Annotated in this window: 17 protein-coding genes; 7 read left to right on the top strand and 10 right to left on the bottom strand. The window is 44.2% G+C overall.

Annotated features, from left to right (window positions below; all coding sequences use genetic code 11):
• The first annotated feature begins 139 nt into the window (after positions 1-139).
• Positions 140-1627 carry a SulP family inorganic anion transporter gene (locus AWU56_RS11520; protein WP_286682608.1) on the top strand — a complete coding sequence of 496 codons (1488 nt, stop codon included), beginning with the start codon at positions 140-142 and terminating at the stop codon, positions 1625-1627.
• A gap of 23 nt (positions 1628-1650) precedes the next feature.
• Entirely contained in the window at positions 1651-2502 is an 852-nt protein-coding gene (locus AWU56_RS11525; protein ID WP_286682609.1) for a universal stress protein, read from the top strand.
• A 116-nt stretch (positions 2503-2618) separates the two neighbouring features.
• On the opposite strand, the gene AWU56_RS11530 is transcribed toward AWU56_RS11525, so the two are convergent.
• The 4 genes from AWU56_RS11530 to AWU56_RS11545 form a co-directional block, all read right to left on the bottom strand.
• Entirely contained in the window at positions 2619-2963 is a 345-nt protein-coding gene (locus AWU56_RS11530; RefSeq protein ID WP_286682610.1) for a TraR/DksA family transcriptional regulator, read from the bottom strand.
• A gap of 147 nt (positions 2964-3110) precedes the next feature.
• Positions 3111-6248, bottom strand: coding sequence for a hypothetical protein (locus AWU56_RS11535; protein WP_286682611.1), 3138 nt, complete (start codon positions 6246-6248; stop codon positions 3111-3113).
• A gap of 10 nt (positions 6249-6258) precedes the next feature.
• A complete protein-coding gene (locus AWU56_RS11540; RefSeq protein WP_286682612.1) occupies positions 6259-7632 on the bottom strand; it encodes a hypothetical protein in 1374 nt (457 codons plus the stop codon).
• Positions 7629-8165 (bottom strand): hypothetical protein, encoded by a 537-nt coding sequence (locus AWU56_RS11545; RefSeq protein WP_286682613.1) that lies wholly within the window; start codon positions 8163-8165, stop codon positions 7629-7631. Before AWU56_RS11545 ends, AWU56_RS11540 begins: the two co-directional genes overlap by 4 nt.
• A gap of 317 nt (positions 8166-8482) precedes the next feature.
• Here AWU56_RS11545 and AWU56_RS11550 point away from each other — a divergent pair, with 317 nt between their 5' ends.
• Positions 8483-9310, top strand: a complete 828-nt coding sequence (locus AWU56_RS11550; RefSeq protein WP_286682614.1) for a metal-binding protein — start codon at positions 8483-8485, stop codon at positions 9308-9310.
• A 74-nt stretch (positions 9311-9384) separates the two neighbouring features.
• On the opposite strand, the gene AWU56_RS11555 is transcribed toward AWU56_RS11550, so the two are convergent.
• The 5 genes from AWU56_RS11555 to AWU56_RS11575 form a co-directional block, all read right to left on the bottom strand.
• Positions 9385-10578, bottom strand: a complete 1194-nt coding sequence (locus tag AWU56_RS11555) for a hypothetical protein (RefSeq protein WP_286682615.1) — start codon at positions 10576-10578, stop codon at positions 9385-9387.
• A gap of 225 nt (positions 10579-10803) precedes the next feature.
• Positions 10804-11865: a CHAT domain-containing protein gene (locus AWU56_RS11560; protein WP_286682616.1), complete on the bottom strand. Its 1062-nt coding sequence runs from the start codon at positions 11863-11865 to the stop codon at positions 10804-10806.
• On the bottom strand, positions 11849-12388 hold the full coding sequence (locus tag AWU56_RS11565; protein WP_286682617.1) for a gamma-glutamylcyclotransferase family protein: 540 nt from the start codon (positions 12386-12388) through the stop codon (positions 11849-11851). Before AWU56_RS11565 ends, AWU56_RS11560 begins: the two co-directional genes overlap by 17 nt.
• 53 nt (positions 12389-12441) lie before the next feature.
• Positions 12442-12921 carry a protein-tyrosine phosphatase family protein gene (locus AWU56_RS11570; RefSeq protein ID WP_286682618.1) on the bottom strand — a complete coding sequence of 160 codons (480 nt, stop codon included), beginning with the start codon at positions 12919-12921 and terminating at the stop codon, positions 12442-12444.
• Positions 12922-14052: 1131 nt separating this feature from the next.
• Positions 14053-14304, bottom strand: coding sequence for a hypothetical protein (locus AWU56_RS11575; RefSeq protein ID WP_286682619.1), 252 nt, complete (start codon positions 14302-14304; stop codon positions 14053-14055).
• Positions 14305-14443: 139 nt separating this feature from the next.
• On the opposite strand from AWU56_RS11575, the gene AWU56_RS11580 reads away from it, so the two are divergent.
• From AWU56_RS11580 to AWU56_RS11595, 4 genes are all read left to right on the top strand, one after another.
• A complete protein-coding gene (locus tag AWU56_RS11580) occupies positions 14444-17026 on the top strand; it encodes a PD-(D/E)XK nuclease family protein (protein WP_286682620.1) in 2583 nt (860 codons plus the stop codon).
• Between the two features lie 13 nt (positions 17027-17039).
• Complete coding sequence (locus tag AWU56_RS11585) at positions 17040-18476, top strand: UvrD-helicase domain-containing protein (protein ID WP_286682621.1); 1437 nt, start codon at positions 17040-17042, stop codon at positions 18474-18476.
• Between the two features lie 112 nt (positions 18477-18588).
• Positions 18589-20103 carry a transposase gene (locus tag AWU56_RS11590; RefSeq protein WP_069945706.1) on the top strand — a complete coding sequence of 505 codons (1515 nt, stop codon included), beginning with the start codon at positions 18589-18591 and terminating at the stop codon, positions 20101-20103.
• A gap of 227 nt (positions 20104-20330) precedes the next feature.
• Positions 20331-21122: an SDR family NAD(P)-dependent oxidoreductase gene (locus AWU56_RS11595; protein WP_286682622.1), complete on the top strand. Its 792-nt coding sequence runs from the start codon at positions 20331-20333 to the stop codon at positions 21120-21122.
• 105 nt (positions 21123-21227) lie between these two features.
• On the opposite strand, the gene AWU56_RS11600 is transcribed toward AWU56_RS11595, so the two are convergent.
• Positions 21228-22268, bottom strand: a complete 1041-nt coding sequence (locus AWU56_RS11600; protein ID WP_286682623.1) for a zinc-dependent alcohol dehydrogenase family protein — start codon at positions 22266-22268, stop codon at positions 21228-21230.
• Between the last annotated feature and the right edge of the window lie 234 nt (positions 22269-22502).

Raw genomic sequence — 22502 nt, forward strand, 5'->3', positions numbered from 1 at the left:
CTGAATTATTATTAAATCTAAAATTCGTTTTAGCGCTTTATCGGCGTAGTATTATTTTTGTTTTGCTGATGTTTAATTATCACCTTAAATTCTGAAAAAATACTTCAAGACGAACTTTTGTGTAGGACTACTTAAACTCATGTTGAATTATTTAAAGGAACACTGGTTCTTTAATGTAAAAGGCGATTTACTCGCCGGTATTGTTGTCGCGTTAGCGCTTATTCCCGAAGCAATTGCGTTTTCAATTATCGCCGGCGTTGACCCGAAGGTTGGCTTGTATGCTTCGTTTTGTATAGCAGTTATTATCTCTTTCGTAGGCGGACGACCGGGAATGATAAGTGCAGCAACAGGCGCTATGGCGCTGTTAATGGTGACATTAGTTAAAGAGCATGGGCTTGAGTATTTATTGGCTGCTACGTTGCTGACGGGGTTACTACAAATCATTGCAGGCTACCTAAAGCTAGGTGAACTTATGCGGTTTGTCTCCCGATCTGTAGTGACGGGCTTCGTTAATGCGCTAGGTATTCTGATTTTTATGGCTCAGTTACCCGAACTTACCAATGTAACCTGGCACGTATATGCAATGACTGCCGCTGGCTTGGCGATTATTTACGGTTTCCCGTATATACCGGCAATAGGAAAAATGCTGCCCTCTCCCTTGATTTGCATTATCACGCTTACCATCGTTGCGATTGCGCTTAATCTGGATATCCGTACCGTAGGTGATATGGGTCAACTCCCTGATACATTGCCGGTATTTCTATGGCCAGATGTACCGCTAAACCTAGACACACTCTGGATTATATTACCATACTCGGTGGGTCTCACGGTTGTTGGCTTACTAGAGTCAATGATGACAGCGACTATCGTCGATGATTTGACTGACACAACCAGTGACCGTAATAAAGAATGTAAAGGTCAAGGTATAGCAAATATTGGCGCAGGCTTATTTGGTGGAATGGCAGGTTGTGCCATGATTGGCCAGTCGATAATTAACGTAAAGTCGGGTGGTCGTAGTCGACTTTCCTCGCTCGCGGCGGGCGTGTTTTTGTTGATTATGATTTTGGTATTGGACGAGTGGTTAAAAATCATCCCAATGGCAGCATTAGTCGCTGTGATGATTATGGTTGCCATTGGTACCTTTAGTTGGGGCTCAATTCGCGATCTTAAAAAGCATCCTTTATCGACTAATATTGTGATGGTCACGACGGTTGTGGTTGTCGTGGCGACTCATAACTTGGCGATTGGTGTCGCCGTAGGTGTATTGCTTGCTGCTTTATTCTTTGCCAATAAAGTGGGCCACTACATGCATGTTCGCTCAACTATTGATTCTGAGGGGGTAACACGCCGTTACGAGGTCATTGGTCAAGTGTTCTTTAGCTCCTCTGAAAAGTTCATTGCTTCATTTGACCTAAAAGAAGCGGTAGACAATGTCGTGATTGACTTGACTCATGCGCATTTTTGGGACATCACCGCTGTTAACGCACTGGATCGAGTGGTTGTTAAATTTCGCCGTGAAGGAGCGGAAGTAGAGGTGTTAGGTTTAAACGAAGCGAGTGCAACCATCGTTGACCGTTTCGGGGTGCATGATAAGGCCGATGCCGACGATATTCTCGGTGGTCACTAACGCTCAATAATAAGGAGAACAGTATGAGTAATGTAATCGCTTGTATCGATGGGTCTAGCACTATGTCCGCGGTTGTACAGCTGGCGTCTTGGGCGTCTGCGCGTTTATCTGCTCCATTGACTTTGTTGCATGTTATTGAGGAAGGTCATGCCGAGGCTCGACAAGATATGACTGGGAATATAGGGCTTGGTAGTCGTGAAAAGTTACTCACAGAACTCGCAGAGCTTGACGCCAAGAAGAGTAAGTTGTTGTTGGAGCATGGTCACCAGCTGCTAGATGAAGCGAAGCGGCAAGCAATTCAGCTGAGCAGTATGACAGATATTTCGATGCGGCAACGCCACGGTAAATTGATTGAATCATTGCTCGCGATTGAAGCGGAGACACGTTTGTTGGTATTGGGGACTCATGGTGAGGAGCACAGTGATGGCTCACATATCGGTAGTCAGCTAGAAACAGTATTAAGACGTGTGCATAAACCAACGCTACTAACCCCTGATCAGTTTGCTGAGCCTGACTCCGTTATGTTGGCCTATGATGCGAGTGAGTCGACTCGACAAGGCGTTCAGTTATTGGCTAGGAGTCCATTGTTTGCAGGCCTACCGATTCATATTGTGATGGTTGGTGCAGATTCAGATTCCAACAACGCCTCCCTCGAGTGGGCTAAAGAGCAGCTAGAACAAGGGGAGCATGAGGTTACTACCGCGATAGTGGCGGGTGAAGTCGAGCCTGCATTACATGCTTACCAGGAAGAAAATAGGATTGGCCTAATGGTGATGGGTGCCTATGGGCATTCTAAATTACGCCAATTTTTGGTTGGCAGTACCACCACGGCAATGATTGAGGCGAGTAAAACTCCTATTCTCATTTTGCGATGAGCACGGCTTAACTTATGTGGGATGGTTTTTTAGTATTAGTGCGTTTACAGCAGTACAATAACTCTTTTTAACACGAGCTATGAAAGCGACTGTGTTTAGACACTAAAAATTTAGAGTTAATCCGTACTCTCCAGACACTCAATACAGCGTGTTTGAGTAGGGTCGAATTGAAGGCGTTTTAAAGTGATATCCTGACCACAAACAAAACACTCACCAAACTCTCCTGCCTCAATACGGCGCAAAGCGCCGTCAACCTTCTGCACCTGTACCTTTCTGCGGCGTGCTCGCTCCTGATACATTTGCTGCTGTTGCATGGCATCCATACGAGATAGTCGGCCGACACTCTGCTGATCGAGTTCCACCGGTTTGGTATCCTCCTTACTGGCCTCTTCGCTCTCTAATAATTGTTGTTTTAATTCTTCCAACTGCTTTTTAAAAGCCTGAATCTGGATTGCGTCCATAATTTATCCATCATTGTCCACTTCCTTACGTTGTAAGGTACTGATTGTGGAATCCTTAGCTAATACTCTAGAGTCATTGGTCTCACGGCGATTTTTATGCTGCCTAAGAACGCCAGAATAACCGATTTAGAGCACCGCTAAATAGCTTCATTTAGTTAACTTATAAACATTATCCGGGTCATATTTAAAATTGGGATCGTAGTATCGTCTCATTGCCCCAGAATAGATAGCCAGGGTATGTAGCGCATATCTTAATGCACTTGACGCATAATAGTGACCGCTCTTTTTAATATTGCCCGCACTATTTTCATTGATGGCGTGGCTTAGAAAGTACAGTTGAACACTGCCTTTTGAATTTTGTCGCTTACCACCGTCTTTGAACGTTATTTCTGAAGTACCAACTCCGGCAAGAAGCTGGCTCCAATAATCCTTGATGTACTCTTCCGGAATTGACTTGTCAGCATGAATTTCGACGTAAAAGCGAGATGCGGGGATAAACTGCCGCAGGGTGGTGATGAGTTCAAGCACTTCATTTATATCCTTTGTATTAAATGATACGTAGCGGTGGTTGTACGTCGATGCGCATAATAGCGTATGGCACGCACGTCTTATGGCTTGGCTCAGGTGCTCCATCGGTGCAGACGCCATGTGCTGGATAATCGTATTTGCTGCCATCGTATCTGTGTTGGCATTTGGCACCGGAACACTAAGGTTGCGGGTTTCAGCTGTATAAAGTCTCGATTGCCTGCGCTTAGTCTGATAACGCTCCTGCGTGTCTCGCGCCGCATCAATAACCGATTCGATTATCTTAGGTTCGATATTATAAATGTCTCGAATTTCCTCAATGCTTCGCCCTTTATCGTAGGCTTCAAGCACAAGGCAGACGTGAGCGGCGTCAAACTCGCTCTTTAAATTGAGTAAACTATCCATGTCGATATCTCCTTTTTTGACTCCGTTGCGGGGCTTGGCTATCCAGGCTCCACGTTCTTTTTTAAGTATTCCATCGGTTAAAACCATCAACTGTGCTCTATCCGGAGTTCGGCCGAGCGATTGCTGCGCGCAAATCTTGTCGATACGCGCAGACTGGACACAGGAGAGCGCTTTTGCGTAATCCAGCGGAGTCGATATGTTTGAGCGCATAACAGACTCGAACAGTAGCAAGTCGGTGAAATGCGTATAGGTTGATAGAGTCATGTCAGACTCGAGGTGACCCGCCCAATCCGACAGCTTGTAAAGTACGTTATGTGAATCGTTCTTCTGAAAGTAATCTTTGATAACCGTGACTTGCTCGGGTGAGTATGGCGTTAGCTCGCTTACAGTTTCGTCCAAGGCAAAACACACAAGTACTGCTGTCGAAATCGCATAGTGGCGTAGCTGATACATCGGTGTGTGCACGCCCGTATAAGATGACAGCAGGCGAGTCACGTGTTTGCTGATATCTCGCATATCAAGCGGGATATCTTTTTGAGGAATTTTGGAAAATAATAAGGTGTGCGGCCTTTCATAGTCGACACCACCGTCCTTTGACAGTGAACGTCCGGCCGGCTCCATGCGCCGATTGATGAACTGGCGCACGAATTTTGCCTCTGCTGGCAGCAAAAATGTATCGAGCTCTATGAGACGTCTAGCGGAATAGGTTTTTTCTCTGAAATATCGCTTGTTACGTATAAAAATGTGGCCAGTGTCAAAGGTTGGCATATCTTCTGCCGTGAGATGCATCGCCTCGTGCGGGCGAATATTGGTACGGGCGATAAGAATAAGCAACACAGTCACTGACTCCCGAAAATGCTGAGACTCATTGGCATATATGTCATTGATGTCTTTCAGAAGATGCGATATGTGCTCTTTGGCGGGTATGTTTGAACGAACGTGAGTGGATCGTTTATCGCGTGGCTCGAGTTGTTGAGGAAGAGGCACCTCGTGTTGCTTATGCAAGAAGTAGACAAGGTCTGTTATTTTCTTCACGTACTTAGAGTCAGATAACTTTTTCTTGCTCATAAGCTCATTATATAACGCGGTCATTTCAGACTCGTCGAGTACATAAACACTCGTTGTGCTACAAACCTCGAGCCAAAGGGTTGCTATAGAGCTTACATTTCGGTCACCCGTCGAGAACATCTTCGACTGACCGGATTCGTAGCAAGATTTCAGCCAATCGATAAGAGCAAACTCAGCATCACTCATCGACTCTTCTCGCTGTGCAATGAAGGCATTAATTGCTTGAACGATAATAACTTTGCGCTGCTCTGGTGACAGGTTAGCGTTATCTTCTTTTTTGAAAAGCTCTCGTAATGCCTTGCCGAATTCTGAGTGATATGCGGGGAGGTCTTTTTTATTCTTATATTTTACGGAGGAGTCGACTGCTAAACGTTTGTCAGGCAACTCGGTAAGTGGAGATGTTGCCGCATAAAACGACTGTGTATTAATGTGATTAAGGCACTCAATCGATGTGGATGCACTACTCAAATCACCACAGGCGTAATGCATTAAAAAGCTGGGAAGTGCTGAGCCAGGCTGTTCACTGACAAGTAATGCAATAGCCCGAAAAAATCTCCTGTTATCGAGTTTACTGATGGCTGGCGCCGACATGATCTTGGCTAACTCAGATTTCAATAACTCGGTTGCTGTTTGGGTTATACAGACAATTGACCGGCTTTTCATGAACCCCTCTATGGCGAGCAGAGTAAGCGGGCCAGGGCGGAAAGTGCGACGAGTTACCTTTTTATTACCAGCTTTCGCGTTAGTTTCGTGTCCACTGCGCGTGTATGACAGTGGAATTACCCAAGAGCTTCCCACCCGCTGCAGTACTTGCCTGGACTCAGTCAGCGTCTTATAAAGGTCGTCTAGCCCCTCTTCGAAACATAATCCGCTTTCAAATGCGGCGTGAAACAGGATGAGAAACAGTCGTTGGCTGGCATTAAGAGTTTTTTGCTGAGCGACAAAATCGGAGACACATTTGTCGGCATTATGGAGCAACGACTTTGCCCTGAAGATTTTAGTGTTAACAAAGCCAGACATTCGCGGCTTACTGTAATAACGCTTACCATAGAGCCTTCGGTAAACAACATCGATAAGCGAGCGTCTGAATTTATTGTTCAATCCAGCGTCGCGGGCAGTTTTGTATACATCAGAGAATAGAATCTCCTTCTTATCCTCATCAAGCTCAGCAATTGACACCGAGCTTAACTTTGGCAGTAAGCAGTCAGCACACGCGACGCTGGCCTTGCGAATTTCGCGTTTTTTTGGTGTGTCGTGCTCGACCATGAGCTTTATTATCTCGTCCATTTTGTTCTCCTTAACGCCTGACCGGTGACAGGTACGGTAAACGTAGTGTGTACAGTAATTCGTTTATATGCTCGCTTATCTCACGAAGTTGGTCATAACAGAACGTTGAGCGGGCGCTTGTTGGTGTATCAAAGGCTTGTCGGTGACCCATGAAGGTGGCGAGTGCATCTCGTTCGGTGCCGCTTATGACGAGCCAGCTGCTCATCGTGTGGCGATGCCAGTTAATATTATTGAATACGTCATCCTCGAGCGTCTCTGGTAAGTGTTCGGTGCCCGGTAAAAATGTTGACGCGGTTTGTATGCGAAAGAGATTTGAACGCCCTGACAACATCTCCTCAATAGCCTCATACTTAGCTGGCTTAGTAAATTGAAAGCGCGCTTGATGGGATTTTAAATATTCAATGTACTCTGTCAGTAACTTCTGTGCGTATCTGCATAGAGGAACCAGACGTGTCGAGCTAACAGACTTGTCGACTATTTCGATTTGCTCAAAGTCATGACAAAACGCTCTCAATGACCTAAATGCATCCGGAGCCGGGCGATGCATCGTTGCGAGTTGAAGTGAGTTAACCACGTATAGCGTATAGATGTTGTGGGTGGCTACATAATCGTTATTTCTGAGCGACTCTTTAAATGCTGATTCAAGAGCGGAAAAAATTGACTGAACGCCAGAGCACGACAATGCTTTTTTTGAGCCAAATAAAAGATCGCGCGGTGCCACATTCTGCTTACACACCTCAACCTCATGCTCTGGTAAAAATAAGGCCATGAAATCTGCGTGGCGCTGGTGAAGCAAGCGGGCCGAAAACGCAGCGTAGAAGTTTTGCATGTTATCGCTCATGTCTTTATCCGCGATAAAGTCTCTCTCATAACGTGTCATTCCGACTTTGGTGAACTCATAATCGATAACATGCTGTATCGTGTTGAGTGTTATAAGCTGCCCGGCCGGACCTCGCTTGCGCGATGCTGGAAGTGAAAATTGACGCTCAAGTACACGAGCTGGGATCGCTTGCTTGCGGGCTCTGGCAATGGGGGAGGCAATACAGGGCGGAAGTACTATATAAGATGTATTGTCTTTTACGAGCCTATCCGCACTATCAAATAATGGTGACGACGCCTGACCGTAATGCCAGCGGCTAAACAACCTCCCTACGCCGGACTCTAGAAGCTCGAAGGGGATATCGGGGTCGACAAGCGATGAAACCGTACGACCTGTTACCAAGGAAGCTAAGGCTATGCCATATTGCAATTTATCCGAGTTTTCGAACAAGAATGAACTCAGATCGTCTAGCGTTTTTCGTGTCAGCCGGTAGGGTGAAGACGGGCTACGCTTTTGATTCTTCAGCTGGTGTTTGCCCTGATATTTTCTTTTACGCCAAATCATAACCAGACTCCTTCATTAGGGCTTTGCTCTAGCCGCGAGAATTGTCGTTTTGATGTGCTGAGGCTTGTTCGGGAGAGTTTTCGGGCAATCGCAAAGCGCGTTTTCGCGGATACACTGGTTAATGCTTCGATATCGGGATGGGAGAGAGGGCTTCGTTCGAGAACTTGGGTCAGTTGCGCGCAAAATGTCGTGTGGTCAATTTGGTTGAGGAGTTTTGCGATAAGATATTGCCAAGCGATATCTGATATTTCATCATCACTGATTTTAGAAATACCTAACACTTGTAATATCTCAGGCATGTTAGTGCCTGGATATAGAAGCTGCGACCACCCTGATATCACCTGAAAGCGATCGTTTGTTTTAATAACTTTCGGGTACTCGAAAGGAAATGGTGAAGACAATGATAAAGTGGCTGAATGCTTTATACATTGGCGACGCAAATCAAGGTCACACTCATATGCTGGTTGCGCAAATGGATGAATAACTATTTGCTCGACTTTTGCTGTGAATACTCGTTGGTCATTACTATTCATGACACCACCTTCTCCATCCCGTTGGTTTGTAAACCGGCCTGTAGGCCTTATTAATTATGGTATCTCACGGAACGGGAAAAATTCGCGAAGAGGCTCGGCAAAAATTTCAGAAAAGATTTTTAACTATTTTTTGTCTTATTTTTAAGGTGTTTTTTTTATAAAAAAAAGGACACAAGTTTTAAAAAGAATGGCAAAGAGGGGTTTTCTCTTGAATTTTTGATTAAAAAATCACCGCCTTATGATTTAATGTGTTGGTACGCTGAAACCTCAGCCCGCTAAAATTATCAAAGCGCAATTTAAAGCAAGGATTGGCTAAAATGGGTACGTTTACTGATAATCTCAGCAAACGAATTAGGCATACGAAAATCAACGAGGGCTACTGCCTTGTCTGCGGCAAGTTTGGCCGGTTGTCATCTGAGCATGTGCCACCGAAGTGTGCGATAAACATCACTAAGGTCGAGCAACGCCATATAACTGAGATGATGGGCGCTAATGCCCGAAAGGTAAAAGGCGTTGCATCTCCCAATGGGAGCAAGTTCAGGACTGTGTGCAGAGTTTGTAATAATCAGCATATTGGCGCATGTGATAACCAAGTTGGTCAGGTTTTCTCGTCATTGAGCGAAAAAGTCAAAGCCTATTTTCAATACTGCGACAGTCCAAGTACTGTAGTGTCGACTGATATAAATAGCCTCACTTTCTGCAGAGCCATGATTGGCCATATCCTTGCGGCGACATCAGTTGAGGAATGCAAAATGGAGCCAAAGCAGACTCCGTATTTCACGCCTTTGCAAAATTTCGTGCTCGGAGATGACCTAGCAGTACGCGAAACGCATGACATTTTTTACTGGTTTTATCCTTATACACGCCATTTGAGCGCAAAACTCACGTACTTATTACATGACGGCCATCACGTTTCGATGAGCCTGCTCAGCTTCTTTCCCCTTGCTTTTTTAGTAGTTGAAAAAGGTAAGGGGGTCTACCCAGGTCATGCTCAAAAACTTTCATTCGATGACTCGAAAATTTATGTCGACTTGTCGGCAAGGTGGTTTGAGTTTGCAGAATTTCCATTTCACGAACTGAAAGGAAATCAAATGTTGGCTGTATCCGATCCAATGGCTATTGCGAGCTATCCTGTTGGCCAGTGATTTCGAGTATATACCGTTTTTTCTGTTGTGGCCTCGTTATGGTGGCTCTTTATCTAATGCTCTCTTCGCTACTTTTACAAATTAAAAGGCAGTGATGAATCCCGGCTAAGTATATTTAGGGTGTTTTTTTCGAGGCTTGCAACGAACCTTTGGTTTAACAGAAAACCTAAATTTATATTTCGATAACGACTGATTTTTATTAACTTCATTAACTCTGCAATATCGACAACAGCGATTCGAACATCAGAGTCTAAATAAGCGTTACGAATTAGTTCTAAAACTACTTCCCAGTTATCATGTGGGGCAAATTCAGAGATGACGACAGTCGCGGTTTGATTTGGAGAACCTGAGCGAGGTAATTCCACGCCTTCACAATCCATTGTTTTATATACTGGGTTGCGGAAGCTTTTTACTGCGCCCTCCAACTGACCTATCGCTCTCTTAGTGTGACTAATGACCTTGCCTACTCGCCGTTCATAATTTGACTCACCCTTTGAATTATTCAAACAGAGTGCTTTCGACTCAAAGAATAAAGTTGATTCGCTTGATACGACGAGTATATCGGTAAGCTCTCTTACCCTTTTTCCTCGTTCAATTTGTGGGGAAAGGAATACGTTATCATCAAAGAGTAAATATAGTTGCTGATGTAGAAGGTTCTCTTGTGTTGCTCCTTCATTCTTGTCACTGAGGTCATACTGATATGTTCCGTTTTTAGACGCGGAGATAATCAATGTTTGTTTCAGATCCACTTCTAATTCAACATCATGCATGTGCGCCGATATTGAGCAAGTTGGGATATGCCGAGGTTCAACTGCATGCCAGACGGATTCAATAAAAGGCTCTAATAACTCTGAATTAGTTATCCAGGAAGCAGTTGCCAAAACTTTTGGTAGCGTATGACTCACTCGGTTTAAGTATCCCGATCCACGAAGTACCGGTGCATCAAACTCATCCATGACAGTTATTTGGAAACTTCTATCTTGTGCAATACTCCGCCAACCAATAACTTCGGATTCAGTTCTTGCAAAAATAGGGATAATTAACGGGTTATCCAGAATGTCATAAACTTTTAAGGCGCCACCAACAAACAACTCTGTTTTACCAGCAACACCCAAGTAGAGTTTAATTTCTTTTCCGCTGGCTATGGACTTAGCTGTGGTACCTGCCGCTTTAATGACAACAGTAGGACTTGTTGATTCGGTATCTAGGTATGCCCAAACGCCAACCTGCTCGCTAAGAATGATGGGTTTTAAATCATTAGGTACCAATTTTATTTCCTTGCCAACTGAGCCTTACCAGATATCAAAACATGATAAAGGTAATTACGTAGCGAGTTTATCTCGATCGTGAAAAAACTCTGGGGCTTCGAAGTCATACGCTCAATGGTTAGTAGGTCTATGCTTGTAGCATATATCAACGCTTTGCAAGGGTTGGAAATTAGTGTCAGCTTCTCTAACTAACCTATTAAACCTGAACGCTTATTATTTGGCCCTTTAAATTACTCCCTCAGGCTTCACGATTATAAGTTTATCCGGATCCGTAGTTTCTCTAACAAATAATTGGGGAGTTTCTGTTTCTTCAATCCCCTCAAGCATGAGTGCGGCTTTAGCTTGTTCAAATGATTTCGCAACTGAGAGCCCGAAGCCAATAGAGGAATAGAATTGCGATGAAAAAACTCTTGCTGCTTCATCAGAAATGCTGTCCGACATGCCAATAGCAGCGTCTACGCACTCGACTATTGTCTTAGCCTGTTCCCCTGAAAAACATGTGTTAAATAATACAAGCCTAATATTACTCCCGGTTGCGACCATAGTCTGGATAATTGCGTCTTTACTCACAAATTTAGTATTACCCTGGTTATCCTGAAGTATTAATTCGTCATTCTGAGATCCATGCCCACTAAAGTGCACAATGGTTGGGCTTGTTTCGTTAATGGCCTGTAGAACATCGGTAGCTCGTGTTGCCCAGAATGATTTGAATATTATCGAGTCGCGGTGCTTTGTTTTTCTGAGCATTTCTTGAATTGCGTGAACTTCTTCATCCAAGCGCAGTGAGTTTTGATCGAGCGGGTTGGAGGCAAAGAATGCTACTACGATTTCTTCAGGTAGCTGCTTTAACTTTTGTAATTCATTTTGCGTGGACTCATGCAAACGGTCGTGTCTTGATAGTCTCTTTGTTACCTGAGTAAGTTTTCGCTCTTGCTCTAAATGTTGTTTGTGCAGTTCTGCTTCTCGTTTTTTACTTAGCTTTATTTCTTGGTCGTCAACTTGTTTCTGAGCCTTGTCTACGTCTTTTTGTTTAGTAGATATTTTCCCTTCGATTTTAGCCAAACTTTCAGCTTCCTTACCCGCTTGGGTGCTGTAACGTTCCGCTTCCCGAAACTTACTTTTGGCTGTTGCGGCTGAGTTTGCCTTATTTGCTGCTTCTGTTGATTTCTGGGCTTTCTTCGAGTACTGCGCATACTTTTTGTTTACTTTTGCCTTATCCGACATTAATTTAGCCAACTCTTCCCGTTTCCGCCTAAGGGTGTTTTTGTAACTATCTATTAAAGCCATTGTCAGTCCTCTTTTGAAGCTGTTTCAAGTCAGGGTTGTTATCAGTTATTTTTGATATCAGATAGCCTATGTACTCTTCTGGGGCATTATTTTCTATTGCGCCGTCGAGGATGTGCATCACGTAGCTTTTACTTGTTTTAATATCTTTTGTGTGGCTTTTGGCAACGTAGGTGGTTGCAGTAGCAACGGTTTGATCTTCTAGAAGAACTTCAATCGTCGTGCGAGAGTAATTTGTACCTTCGCCCTCTATGGCATCAAGTGGCTTACGGTCAATGGCCTTTGCTTTTTGCCTATCGATAAGTGATTCTGATACCTCATAAAGTACGCCAAATATTTTCCGACCAGTTGGACTGGGTGTGATACTTGCTGCAGCACATTTGTTGTTTCGACTCCAGACGGGGAAATGAAACTCGTGATTTTCCTTCGTGTGTGCAACACCCACATGTTTTGCATCTCCAGCTAAACGTTTCTCTGAATTTAAACGAGCAGAACTCATATTGGAGCCGTATTGAAATACCAACATTCAGATTTCTCCCTAAGAAAATAATAAGCGGATTAGCTTCTGGTCGTGCGTTGTTAAAAGTTGGAACCAAGCTGGTCCCAATTCTGGGAAAAGTATATCTGGATACCCTTGCCAGGGTTGTACGCAGGATAAATTTTCTCGAATTCTGCTCTTGCCGATTCATAAGAGTGGTCAGAGATGGCACCGATACCTTTTGCTAGAAAAAGCATCGCAAGTGACGGTGCTCGTGACTCCCCCTGATTACAGTGGATTAGCAACTTTTTCCCACTTTTCCAATGTCGCCGAGAGAAATCAAGGAATGAAATAAAAAGCTCAGGCATGAACAAAGGCACGGGAGGGTCGATAATGTTAAGGAAAAGGTTTTCGCCTTTTTCTAATATTAAGTAATTGGGGTGATTTTTGGGTAGGCTTTTGGTGTAGCCGACGGCGCGTTGGTGGCATGGACTTTTACATGCGTGGACAACGGCGACCTCATCGTTACCTAATTTACAGGCGCGGTCGTTGAAGACATATACGTTATTATAAACTTCCATATTTACTCCCAGAATAGAGCTGCAATAACTTGTTCACTGTTCACTAGCAATTGCGCAGCTCTTATATTGGAATTTCCGCAGCATATCAGTGCGAAAACTTTATTAATCCTATCCAGGCAACATTGTTTCGTCAGAAGTGGAAAGGAAGTGGAACCTTTTCTTCCTAAGCCCGTAGGGCTTAGGGTAGTACGAATATGAAAAACTGCCAGTTTTGGGTTTTGGGGTTGGCTACGAAACTCAAGTTGGGTGCTCGTAACATCTTTCGAAACTAAAACTTGCTGGCTAGTGGTCCATTTTGGCTGGCTGGAATGTGTCATGTTTTGCACTATACTGTTCTGAAACGTTCTGACCTCTGGCTAAAAGACATGACCTCGAAACTCAGTAACTTATTGATCTGCCGAATAAAGCCAGTTTCGCTCGGTTAATCCCAAACTACCCAGTTTCGTCGGCCTGGTCTCCGGAGGCAAAGGTAGGTCGCGCATTTTGCGCGACAATATGTTCCCATCGCTCCTTTGACCAGATTGCTTTCTTTTAATTGCTGAGGTCATAGGTTCGAATCCTATCGGGCGAGCCATTAAAGGCTTTCAGCACATTATCCCTTTCGATTCCCATCGGTTTCCTCTTGTTGAGTTGAAGTCACTCTTAATACACTCATGACCTTTGCTCGAAACTGCTCAAATTCCCGAAAAAATAAGCCGTGACACATGCGTGACAAATCCGTGAAAAGTTTTTAATGAACTTCGAACTACGCGAACCGGGTGATATTGGCCATTACCCTAAAACGTTATAGGCAGAAATGGGGTCACATTTTGGATCTAAAAAAGGAAAACTATCAATCGTTTTTGTGTGAAGTGTTAGTTTTTTACTCACACTCTTGGTCTCTGCGATCTGTTTCAACTCATCTTCGGTTGAGCGAAGCCTTTGTTTTACTTCCCTGAACTCATCCCTCAGTTGTGCTTTGGCGATAGATATGTGCATGGAAGTCTCCGGTGGTGCTATTTCTTTAGCGTGTAAAGAGCATTTATACCGCTACGAAGTATTGGCAGTCAAAATCGCTTGTTATGGCCAAGCTATGACATGACGCCTTGTTAGTTGCTCGACTATTGTTTAAGTGCCTGCCTATCTGGGCCACTATTTCCTTGAGCCATAAAACAGTCCCAATACAAAAGCACCGACCATGACGAGTCCGTCTCGAGAAGTAAATAACCAGCTTAAACCAATAAGGCTTAAGGCGGTCCACCCATAATTTTCGTTCGGCGAGATAGCAAATGCCAAGAACATCATGATAATAATGGTAAACGGGCGTTGGTATGAGAATTGTATTAGAGAGGTTAAAAAGCCAAGGATGATAAGGCCAAAGAATACCCAAAATACAATTTCCATAAGCACCTCCACAGTAATCACTACTGAGAGTTTACTTTTAAGTACGTCACTTTTTGTCGCAGCTAAAAGTACGCTAATGACTTGAATAATTATTGAGCTGAGCTTCACAAAGGCCGATAAATAGCAAAGGAGCCATTCGATGGAACGCACGATTTACTTTGATTACCTTTCAGGTGACAACCATGTTGAAGAGCATGCTGATCAGGTTGGCTCCGATAGCATGGGGCGTCAGAGATTATTAGTATGGCTGGAAGAGCAGTTAGGAATTGCTCCATTCGAGCCGGAGAGACGTCTGTTCGCATTTTACAGCGCCCTCAGACATAAGTTGTCACCGCAGGATTCTATTTACGCATCATTTCAAAAGAGTCCGATTGGGACAGCGCGCGTTATGATGTCATGGTTCGATGGACTCACGCTTGTCGGATGGCGAGGTGAGCACTTGAAAGATAAACGTTTGGCGCGCTTTAACGTTTTATCAGGGATCTATGATTCTATCGTGGATTCTCTAGCCGGGCGAAGCGATGCTCTGCGTATTGAGTGCTGCATTAAATACCTTAAGGCTAGCGAACTACAACTTAACAAATGCGTGCTCGCACAACCTAGGCAGTTGATGCCAATGCCTTGGCAGGTGCTAATCGGCACCTTATTCAACAAGGGCGTTGAAATTGTTGAGTCGGCCGACGGAGGAGGCTACCGACATACGTCAGCAAACGTAAAATTGCTCTCGTCAGCAGGCGTTCTGGATGCAGCTCATACCGCAGCACAATATTTATCTCTGAATGGAGGCGACAGCACTGACGCATTGATTGTTAGTCAATACGGCACCTCGTTGGATCAAGCTTTTGCGGGACAAGGGCTTCCCTCAGCGGGATTTAAAACTACCAGTAACGCTCGCTTGATAACGCAAATCATTCCCGCGGTCATGAATACGTTAAGTGGACAATACTCTCTTGAGAGTCTGGTCGCACTATTGAGCCACCGATTGTGGCTGGGTGATACGATATTATCTAAGAAGTTGTCCAAGAAGCTCGCGTCGAATATTGGCATTGGCAATGATGATTGGGAGCAGGCAAAAAGCGAACTTCTGAAAGAGAGTCCGGAGGTCGATGAGTGGCTCAGTGCATTTGAGCGAGGCAGCAGTGATACCGACTTGCTAAAGAAGCTCATTAGTGAGACTCGGTTAAAAGCGTTGAAGGTACAAAACCCGCTATACCAAGAATTTGCCCGCCAATGTCAGGTGATACTGGATGTGTTGGCGATTCCGGATACTGAGCTGACACTGGTTCAACGCTTTAAGCTCCTTAAAGAGCTGGGGGTGGGACAGCTGCCGACGACAAAGCCTCTTGCGCAGGTTTCACAAAGGCTCCATTGCCATGGTTTAACAGAGCCGAGCCACTTGAAAATAACTCCGGACGTGACCATCTGGATAGGTCCGTATTATGAGCCTGCATATACTTTACCTGACTGGTACCAACCAGAGTTCGACGCGCTTTCGGAGCATTATGACGTTTTCAGCCGGGCAGATGACTTGATGCTATTAAGGCATTGTTGGGGCCAGTTTCTTAGCCGCGTGAACGACCACTTGGTGATTATTGACTTTGACGGTGAAGCCAATACGCACCCGCTTTTCGATGAGCTACTGGCAAATCTGGGATTACAGAGAAAAACTCTAGCTGATTACTTAGCAGGGCATAAGAGCGACTCAGTGAATACAGAATATGAGAAGAAGCCACTACCTGCTTATGCTCGAGTTGCCCGGCTTAACCAAGCGCTCCCATTAGGGGAAAAAATGTCAGCATCGCGCCTAGAAAAGTTACTTTTTAAAACCTCAGACTTCGTTTTCAATTACAGCGCAAAGCTGAGAGACAGTAGCATTCAACTCCCCCAGATAGGCAATCGAGAGCGGGGTTTGTATGCACATGCTTTATTTGAACATTATTTTAAAGAGCACCCGACGCCGGACACATGGCAAGATATTGAAGACTGGTACGAGAGGCACGCCGATGACATTTTTAAGAAGGCGGGCCTTGTTTTTCTGGGACCGGGAGCTCACTACGATCGACAGGTAGTCCAGCAGCAGGCCGGCAACGCCCTGAAAGTCCTTGTTTCAACATTCAAAAAGTCGGGTGTAGTTCGAGTAACACCCGAGCTAGATGTTAACGGGTGGCGGTTCCGAGTCGGAGGATACGATTTTGCTGCTGCAGGTAGCTTAGACCTCGTTCTTGAAAAAGCCGACGGCAGCGTCATGGTGCTTGATGCCAAATGGGCAAATTCTCAAGGAAAGCAATATACCAATGCTTTAGAAAGGGGCTTTGCGACTCAGCTTTATGCCTATGCCGCCATATATCACCAGAAACATGGACGCTGGCCTAACGTTGGATATTTTATCATCAAAGACAATGAGTTCTTAATCAATGATACAGGGTTTTTGATAAGCGACGATATTGACCCACTGGCGTACAAGTTCAGTAACTTGGCTGATGCGTGGAGAGTAATTGATGAGCTGGCTAAATGGCGCTTTTCTCAGTTGAGCAGCGGAGACATTGAATTGAATAACCCTGGGTGTGAAGTGGTTGACGGAATATCTTATCCGGAAGATGAGGACCTTCGGGCAGTTATAAGTGCATACAGAGCTCATCACAAAGGAGACAAAGATTACGCTGGTGATAAATTCTCTGACTACCGTCACTTATTAGGTTGGCGTCACGTTTCTGCCGAGTAAAGGGAGTTCAAATATGGATTTTAGTAAGATAGAAATGATCAATGCTGGAGCAGGCAGTGGTAAGACGTTCGAAATCACTGAGCGATTATATCGGGCGGTGGCTGAGGACGGCGTACCTCCCTCGGGTGTATTTGCGACAACCTTTACCAATAAAGCAGCGTCTGAACTATTACAACGTGTTCGTCAAAAGTTTGTCGGTGAGGCGAGCAATTCTGATTCGGCAAAACATAACGCGGTGCTTATTAATGAGGCTCGCATTGGCACTCTTCATAGCCTGTGCGCCTTGTACCTTAAGCGCTTTGCCTTTGTTTTGGGAATCAGTCCAGATGTTGAAGTACTAGAAGAGAGCTCAGCAGCGCGTTTGTTCCGGCGTGCCATCGATGAGGTTCCCGCGAGTAAGTTGAAAAAATTAGACCGGCTCGGTAAAAAGTTAAGCATTATCAAACATCAGCCTGACGACTCTGAACCACTGGACTTTGTAAAGGAAATTGCAAGTGTAGCGGTTGCTAACGACATAGATATTGATCAACTTGCCGGCATGGGCATGGATAGCTGGACGCTTTATGACGGCTTATTGGACGAGAGTTGCGGCAAGGTAGATCCTAATGTCTCAACAGAAGCTTTCATAAACCAGGGCAAGCACGTCTTGAATGTATTGGAGGACACCGGTAAAGCAAAAGGACAGGGGTGGCACAAAACGTTCAAGAAAATACTTTTCGGGGGTGTTCGCAAGTGGTCTGACTGGGAGAAGAATATAGCCTTTGGAAAGGGTAATGCCGAGGTGGCAAAGCCGTTCACAACGTTGCAATCTAAACTTGGGCAATGCCAAGAGTTCCGGTCTGACATAAAAGCATTTACGTTACTTTCATTCGAAATTGCTGCAGATAGCATTCAAGGTTACCGAGTACTTAAAGATGATCGCGGTGTCCTCGACTTTGCCGATCTCGAAGCCATTTTTCTGCGGCTATTGAACACACCTCAGGTAGAAGACATCTTGAGATCTGAATTGTCTTTACTGATGGTTGACGAATTTCAGGATACCAACCCTATGCAGCTGGCCATTTACTTAAAACTCACCAGCTTTGTAGAGAAAGCCATCTTTGTAGGTGATCTTAAACAGGCAATTTATGGCTTTCGAGGCTCTGATCCTGAGCTCATGCGCGCGTTACAAACGACGTTGCAAGGTCGCGGTGTTGAAGTCGATAAGTTAAGTATTTCCCGGCGTTCAACCTCTTCAATTGTGGAGCACTGTAACAAGGTATTTAGTCCTTTATTCGGAGCCAAAGATACGGAGCTGGATCTATGGGACAAACTCAAATGGCGACCGAGTTGTGGTTCACCGGAATTATTTGGCTTTATTGAAGGTGGTAATAAAGGCTATTTGCATTCTAAGGTTGGAAATCAGCTTTTCTGCCAAGGCAATGAAAAGGCTCAGTTGGTTGGAAGCTAAAGTATGAGGGGCTGCATTGTACGTTTTTCGGACCTTGAGACTATAAATTTCCCACCCTATTGATCAGTAGATTTACATTAAAATCATATACACACTGTGATGCCAATTCAAGATAAAGGCGCCATTGCTAGTAACTCACTCTCATACCTATAAACGACATCGTCCAGAGCAGACGTTACTGTATCAATTGGTCGAACGCCACTACCCAGAATTTCAGAAGCAGCTTTCACAAAAAGGGAAGTCGTTACCACTTCATGTGGTAAAAGAGTTTGAAGAGTTTCTTAGGTGTGGTCGGCTTGAGCATGGTTTTTTGCGTGTAGTTTGTGACGACTGCAAGCATGAGAAACTGCTGGCGTTCAGCTGCAAACGCAGGGGATTTTGCCCAAGTTGCGGTGCAAGAAGGATGGCAGAAAGTGCCAAGTTGTTAGTTGAAGATGTTCTTCACGGTTACCCTGTACGCCAATGGGTATTGAGTTTACCCATCCCGCTTCGTCTACTTCTAGCTAGGTATCCCAAACACTTAAGTAAAATCATGCAAATCATTCATCGTGCTATTTCTTGCGATATTGTGCATCGGGCTGGGTATCTTAAGAAGCAAGCAAACACAGGAGCGGTGACTTACATTCAGCGATTTGGTAGTGCACTGAATCTCAATATTCACTTTCACATGCTCTTTTTGGAAGGCGTTATCACTCAGGAGTGTGGACAGTCCAAATTCAAGTGCGTTAAAGCACCAAACCACAATGATATGGAAACCCTCGTGAATGTCATTAGCCATCGCATCGCGACCTACTTGGAGAAGGCCGGGCTCGTTCAACGGGATATGGACAACACATTTCTCGATTTACCCATGGATGACGAAGATAGTTTACTGCCCTTGCAAGCAGCCTCTGTCAATTACCGCATTGCTGTAGGACCAGATACAGGCAAAAAAGTCTTTGCCTTGCAAACCTTACCTGCCAAAGACGAACAACATTACGGTCAATTAGCTCAAATAAACGGTTTTAGCTTACACGCTGGGGTGTTTGCAGACAGCCATCAAACTGACAAACTGGAAAGGCTATGCAGATATATCTCAAGGCCAGCGTTAAGCGAGCAACGATTGAGTCTAACCGATTCAGGAAAAGTAAGATATCAACTGAAAACTCCCTATCAAGACGGTACCACACATGTCTTTTTTACTCCCTTGGATTTCATAGGCAAGCTCGCGGCACTGGTGCCAGTGCCGAGGCTAAACCTTACGAGGTTTTATGGCGTGTTTGCTCCCAATGCTAAGGTGCGTGCCGAGGTAACGGCTTCACAACGCGGTAAGAATAGCCCTCGCTTAGCAGAGCATCTGAAAGATTCAGATAAACCATACCATGCGCGAAGCATGTCGTGGGCACAAAGGTTAAAAAGAGTATTCAATATTGACATCACAGTCTGTGAGGCTTGTGAAAAAACCAACGTCAAAATTATTACTTGTATTACGGATCCGGCTGTTATCCATAAGATTTTGGCGCACCTTGACAAGCAGACTCTTCTTGAAGCAAAAAACGATTCTCTAATGCCGCCACTTCGAGCTCCACCAGCCACAGCCTCATTCAGTGACTACATCATTCAACGCGACTTCGATTTTGGCGCATGAAGCACAAAAAACAGACCATCACTTGAACATGCAACATGTTGAGGTAAGGGCTTTCACATATCTCATTGCGGATTTCAGTACCAAAGACCAGTTATATTGCGTCTATCTTGATGACAACTACTTCACTGATTCCTGAAAAGTACCCATTTGACACACGTGCAACTGGCCTTAAATACAGCTGACACAGTGGGTAGTACATAGCGTTAATATTTCTTATACTCAGAATAATGATTATTGATTTGAAAGGGAAGACAGCACTTGTTACAGGGTCTACTGGTGGAATCGGTTTGGCGATAGCAAAAGGTTTAGCGAAGGCAGGTGCTGAGGTTTATGTTGTTGGTAGAACTCAGGATAACGTTGATTCTGCTGTTAACGGGATTAATGAAAAAACACATGTAAAGAGTCGTGGTCTCGTCGCCGATCTGGGAACGGTAGAAGGGTGTTCTGAGATCATTGAACAGTTGCGTGAAGTTGATATCCTTATAAATAATCTCGGTATTTATGGAGCCTGTTCGTTTTTTGATATTAGTGATGAAAAGTGGGATAATTTTTTCGAAGTCAATGTCATGAGTTCTGTTCGTTTATCACGTCACTATGCAAAGTCTATGAAGAAAAATGGCTGGGGAAGAATCCAATTTATCTCAAGTGAATCAGCATTAAACATCCCAGAGGAGATGGTTCATTATGGTGTTACGAAGTCAGCGCTACAAGGACTATCTCGTGGACTCGCCAAAGTACTTAAGGGCAGTGGCGTTACCGTTAATACTGTTTTACCAGGCCCGACAAGAACAAAAGGCGCTCTCGATATGCTTGAGTCAATGGCAAGTGAGCGCGGGGTTAGTGTGGAGGAGATGGAATCAATCTTTCTAAGTGAAAACCGCCCATCGACATTAATCAATCGTTTTGCCTCTCCTGAGGAAGTCGCAAATATGTCTGTTTACATTGCTTCTAAAGAAGCAAGTGCAACGACTGGAGCAGCTCTTCGTGTTGAGGGGGGGATTGTCGAAAGTATATCTTAATAACGCTTTCGGTTTTAAGTATTATTTGAAAAGGTGAAGAGGTGCCACGAACTTTCGTCTTAATCGACGGTCAAGGAAACATCGCACCTTTTCATTTTCATGTTGTTATTCTTTAGCAAGAACTACTTTCATCGCTTTTTCTTTACTCGCATTACCAAAAACTTCGTAAGCTTCCATCATTTGATCGAGATCATAACGATGAGTTACAAGTTTACTTGGCTCAACCTTTCCTGATTTCAAAGTTTCAAGAAGCATCGGCGTACTGTAGGTTGATACTAGCCCAGTTGTAAGTGTTATATTTTTGATCCATAGTTCTTCTAAATGGAGCTCAACACTTGTTCCATGGACACCAACATTGGCAATTCGTCCACCTGGGGAAATGGCCTTTTGGCAAATATCAAAAGTCGCTGGAATTCCAACAGCTTCAATGGCGACATCAACTCCTACACCGTCAGTTAACTTCATAAGTGTTTCAATTGCATTTTCTTTACTTGAATTGATCGTATCTGTTGCGCCAAGCTCTTTTCCTACCGATAGTCTTTCTTCATCAAGGTCGATTAGAATAATTCTTGAAGGTGAGTAGAATTGAGCTGTTAGTAAAGTTGCCATACCTACTGGACCTGCTCCAACGATAGCAACGGTATCTCCTGGGCCAACCTTTCCTGAAAGTACGCCAACTTCAAAGCCCGTTGGAAGAATATCACTTAACATAAGAAGTGATTCTTCATTTACTCCGTTTGGAACGAGGTAGAGGCTATTATCAGCATGGGGAATTCTCACATATTCAGCTTGAGTTCCATCTATAGTATTTCCTAGAATCCATCCTCCATCCTTACAGTGAGCATATAGTTGCTTCTTACAATAAGAACATTTTCCACATGAGGTGATACAAGAGATAAGAACTTTATCTCCTTTTTTAAAGTTAGAGACACCTGTTCCCACTTCTTCAATTATACCAATTCCTTCGTGACCAAGAATCCGTCCTTCAGTGACGGTTGGAACATCTCCTTTAAGAATATGGAGATCAGTTCCACAAATTGTAGTTTTAGTTATTCGAACAATGGCGTCAGTGGGTAGCTTTGTCTTTGGTGCTTCAACTTCAGTCCAACCTTTCTTTCCTGGGCCTTGGTAGACTAATGCTTTCATAGATCTCTCCTTATTTGAGTTAAAAAAATTTATTGAATACTATCAGTTGAATAAAGGAAAATCTATTCATAAATAGTAAACATCCTATATTCGAACAATTGTGCGTTTTTTTTTGCGACAACTTTGACCCAATACCCCCACTATGTCAGCCTAGTTGTCCAGTTGGCAATTTCGCCATTAGTTAATAAACAGTGGGCGGCATAGGTTCATGTATGCCACGTTATTCTGAAGAGC

The organism is Idiomarina sp. T82-3, from assembly GCF_001577655.1.
Lineage (GTDB): Bacteria > Pseudomonadota > Gammaproteobacteria > Enterobacterales > Alteromonadaceae > Idiomarina > Idiomarina baltica.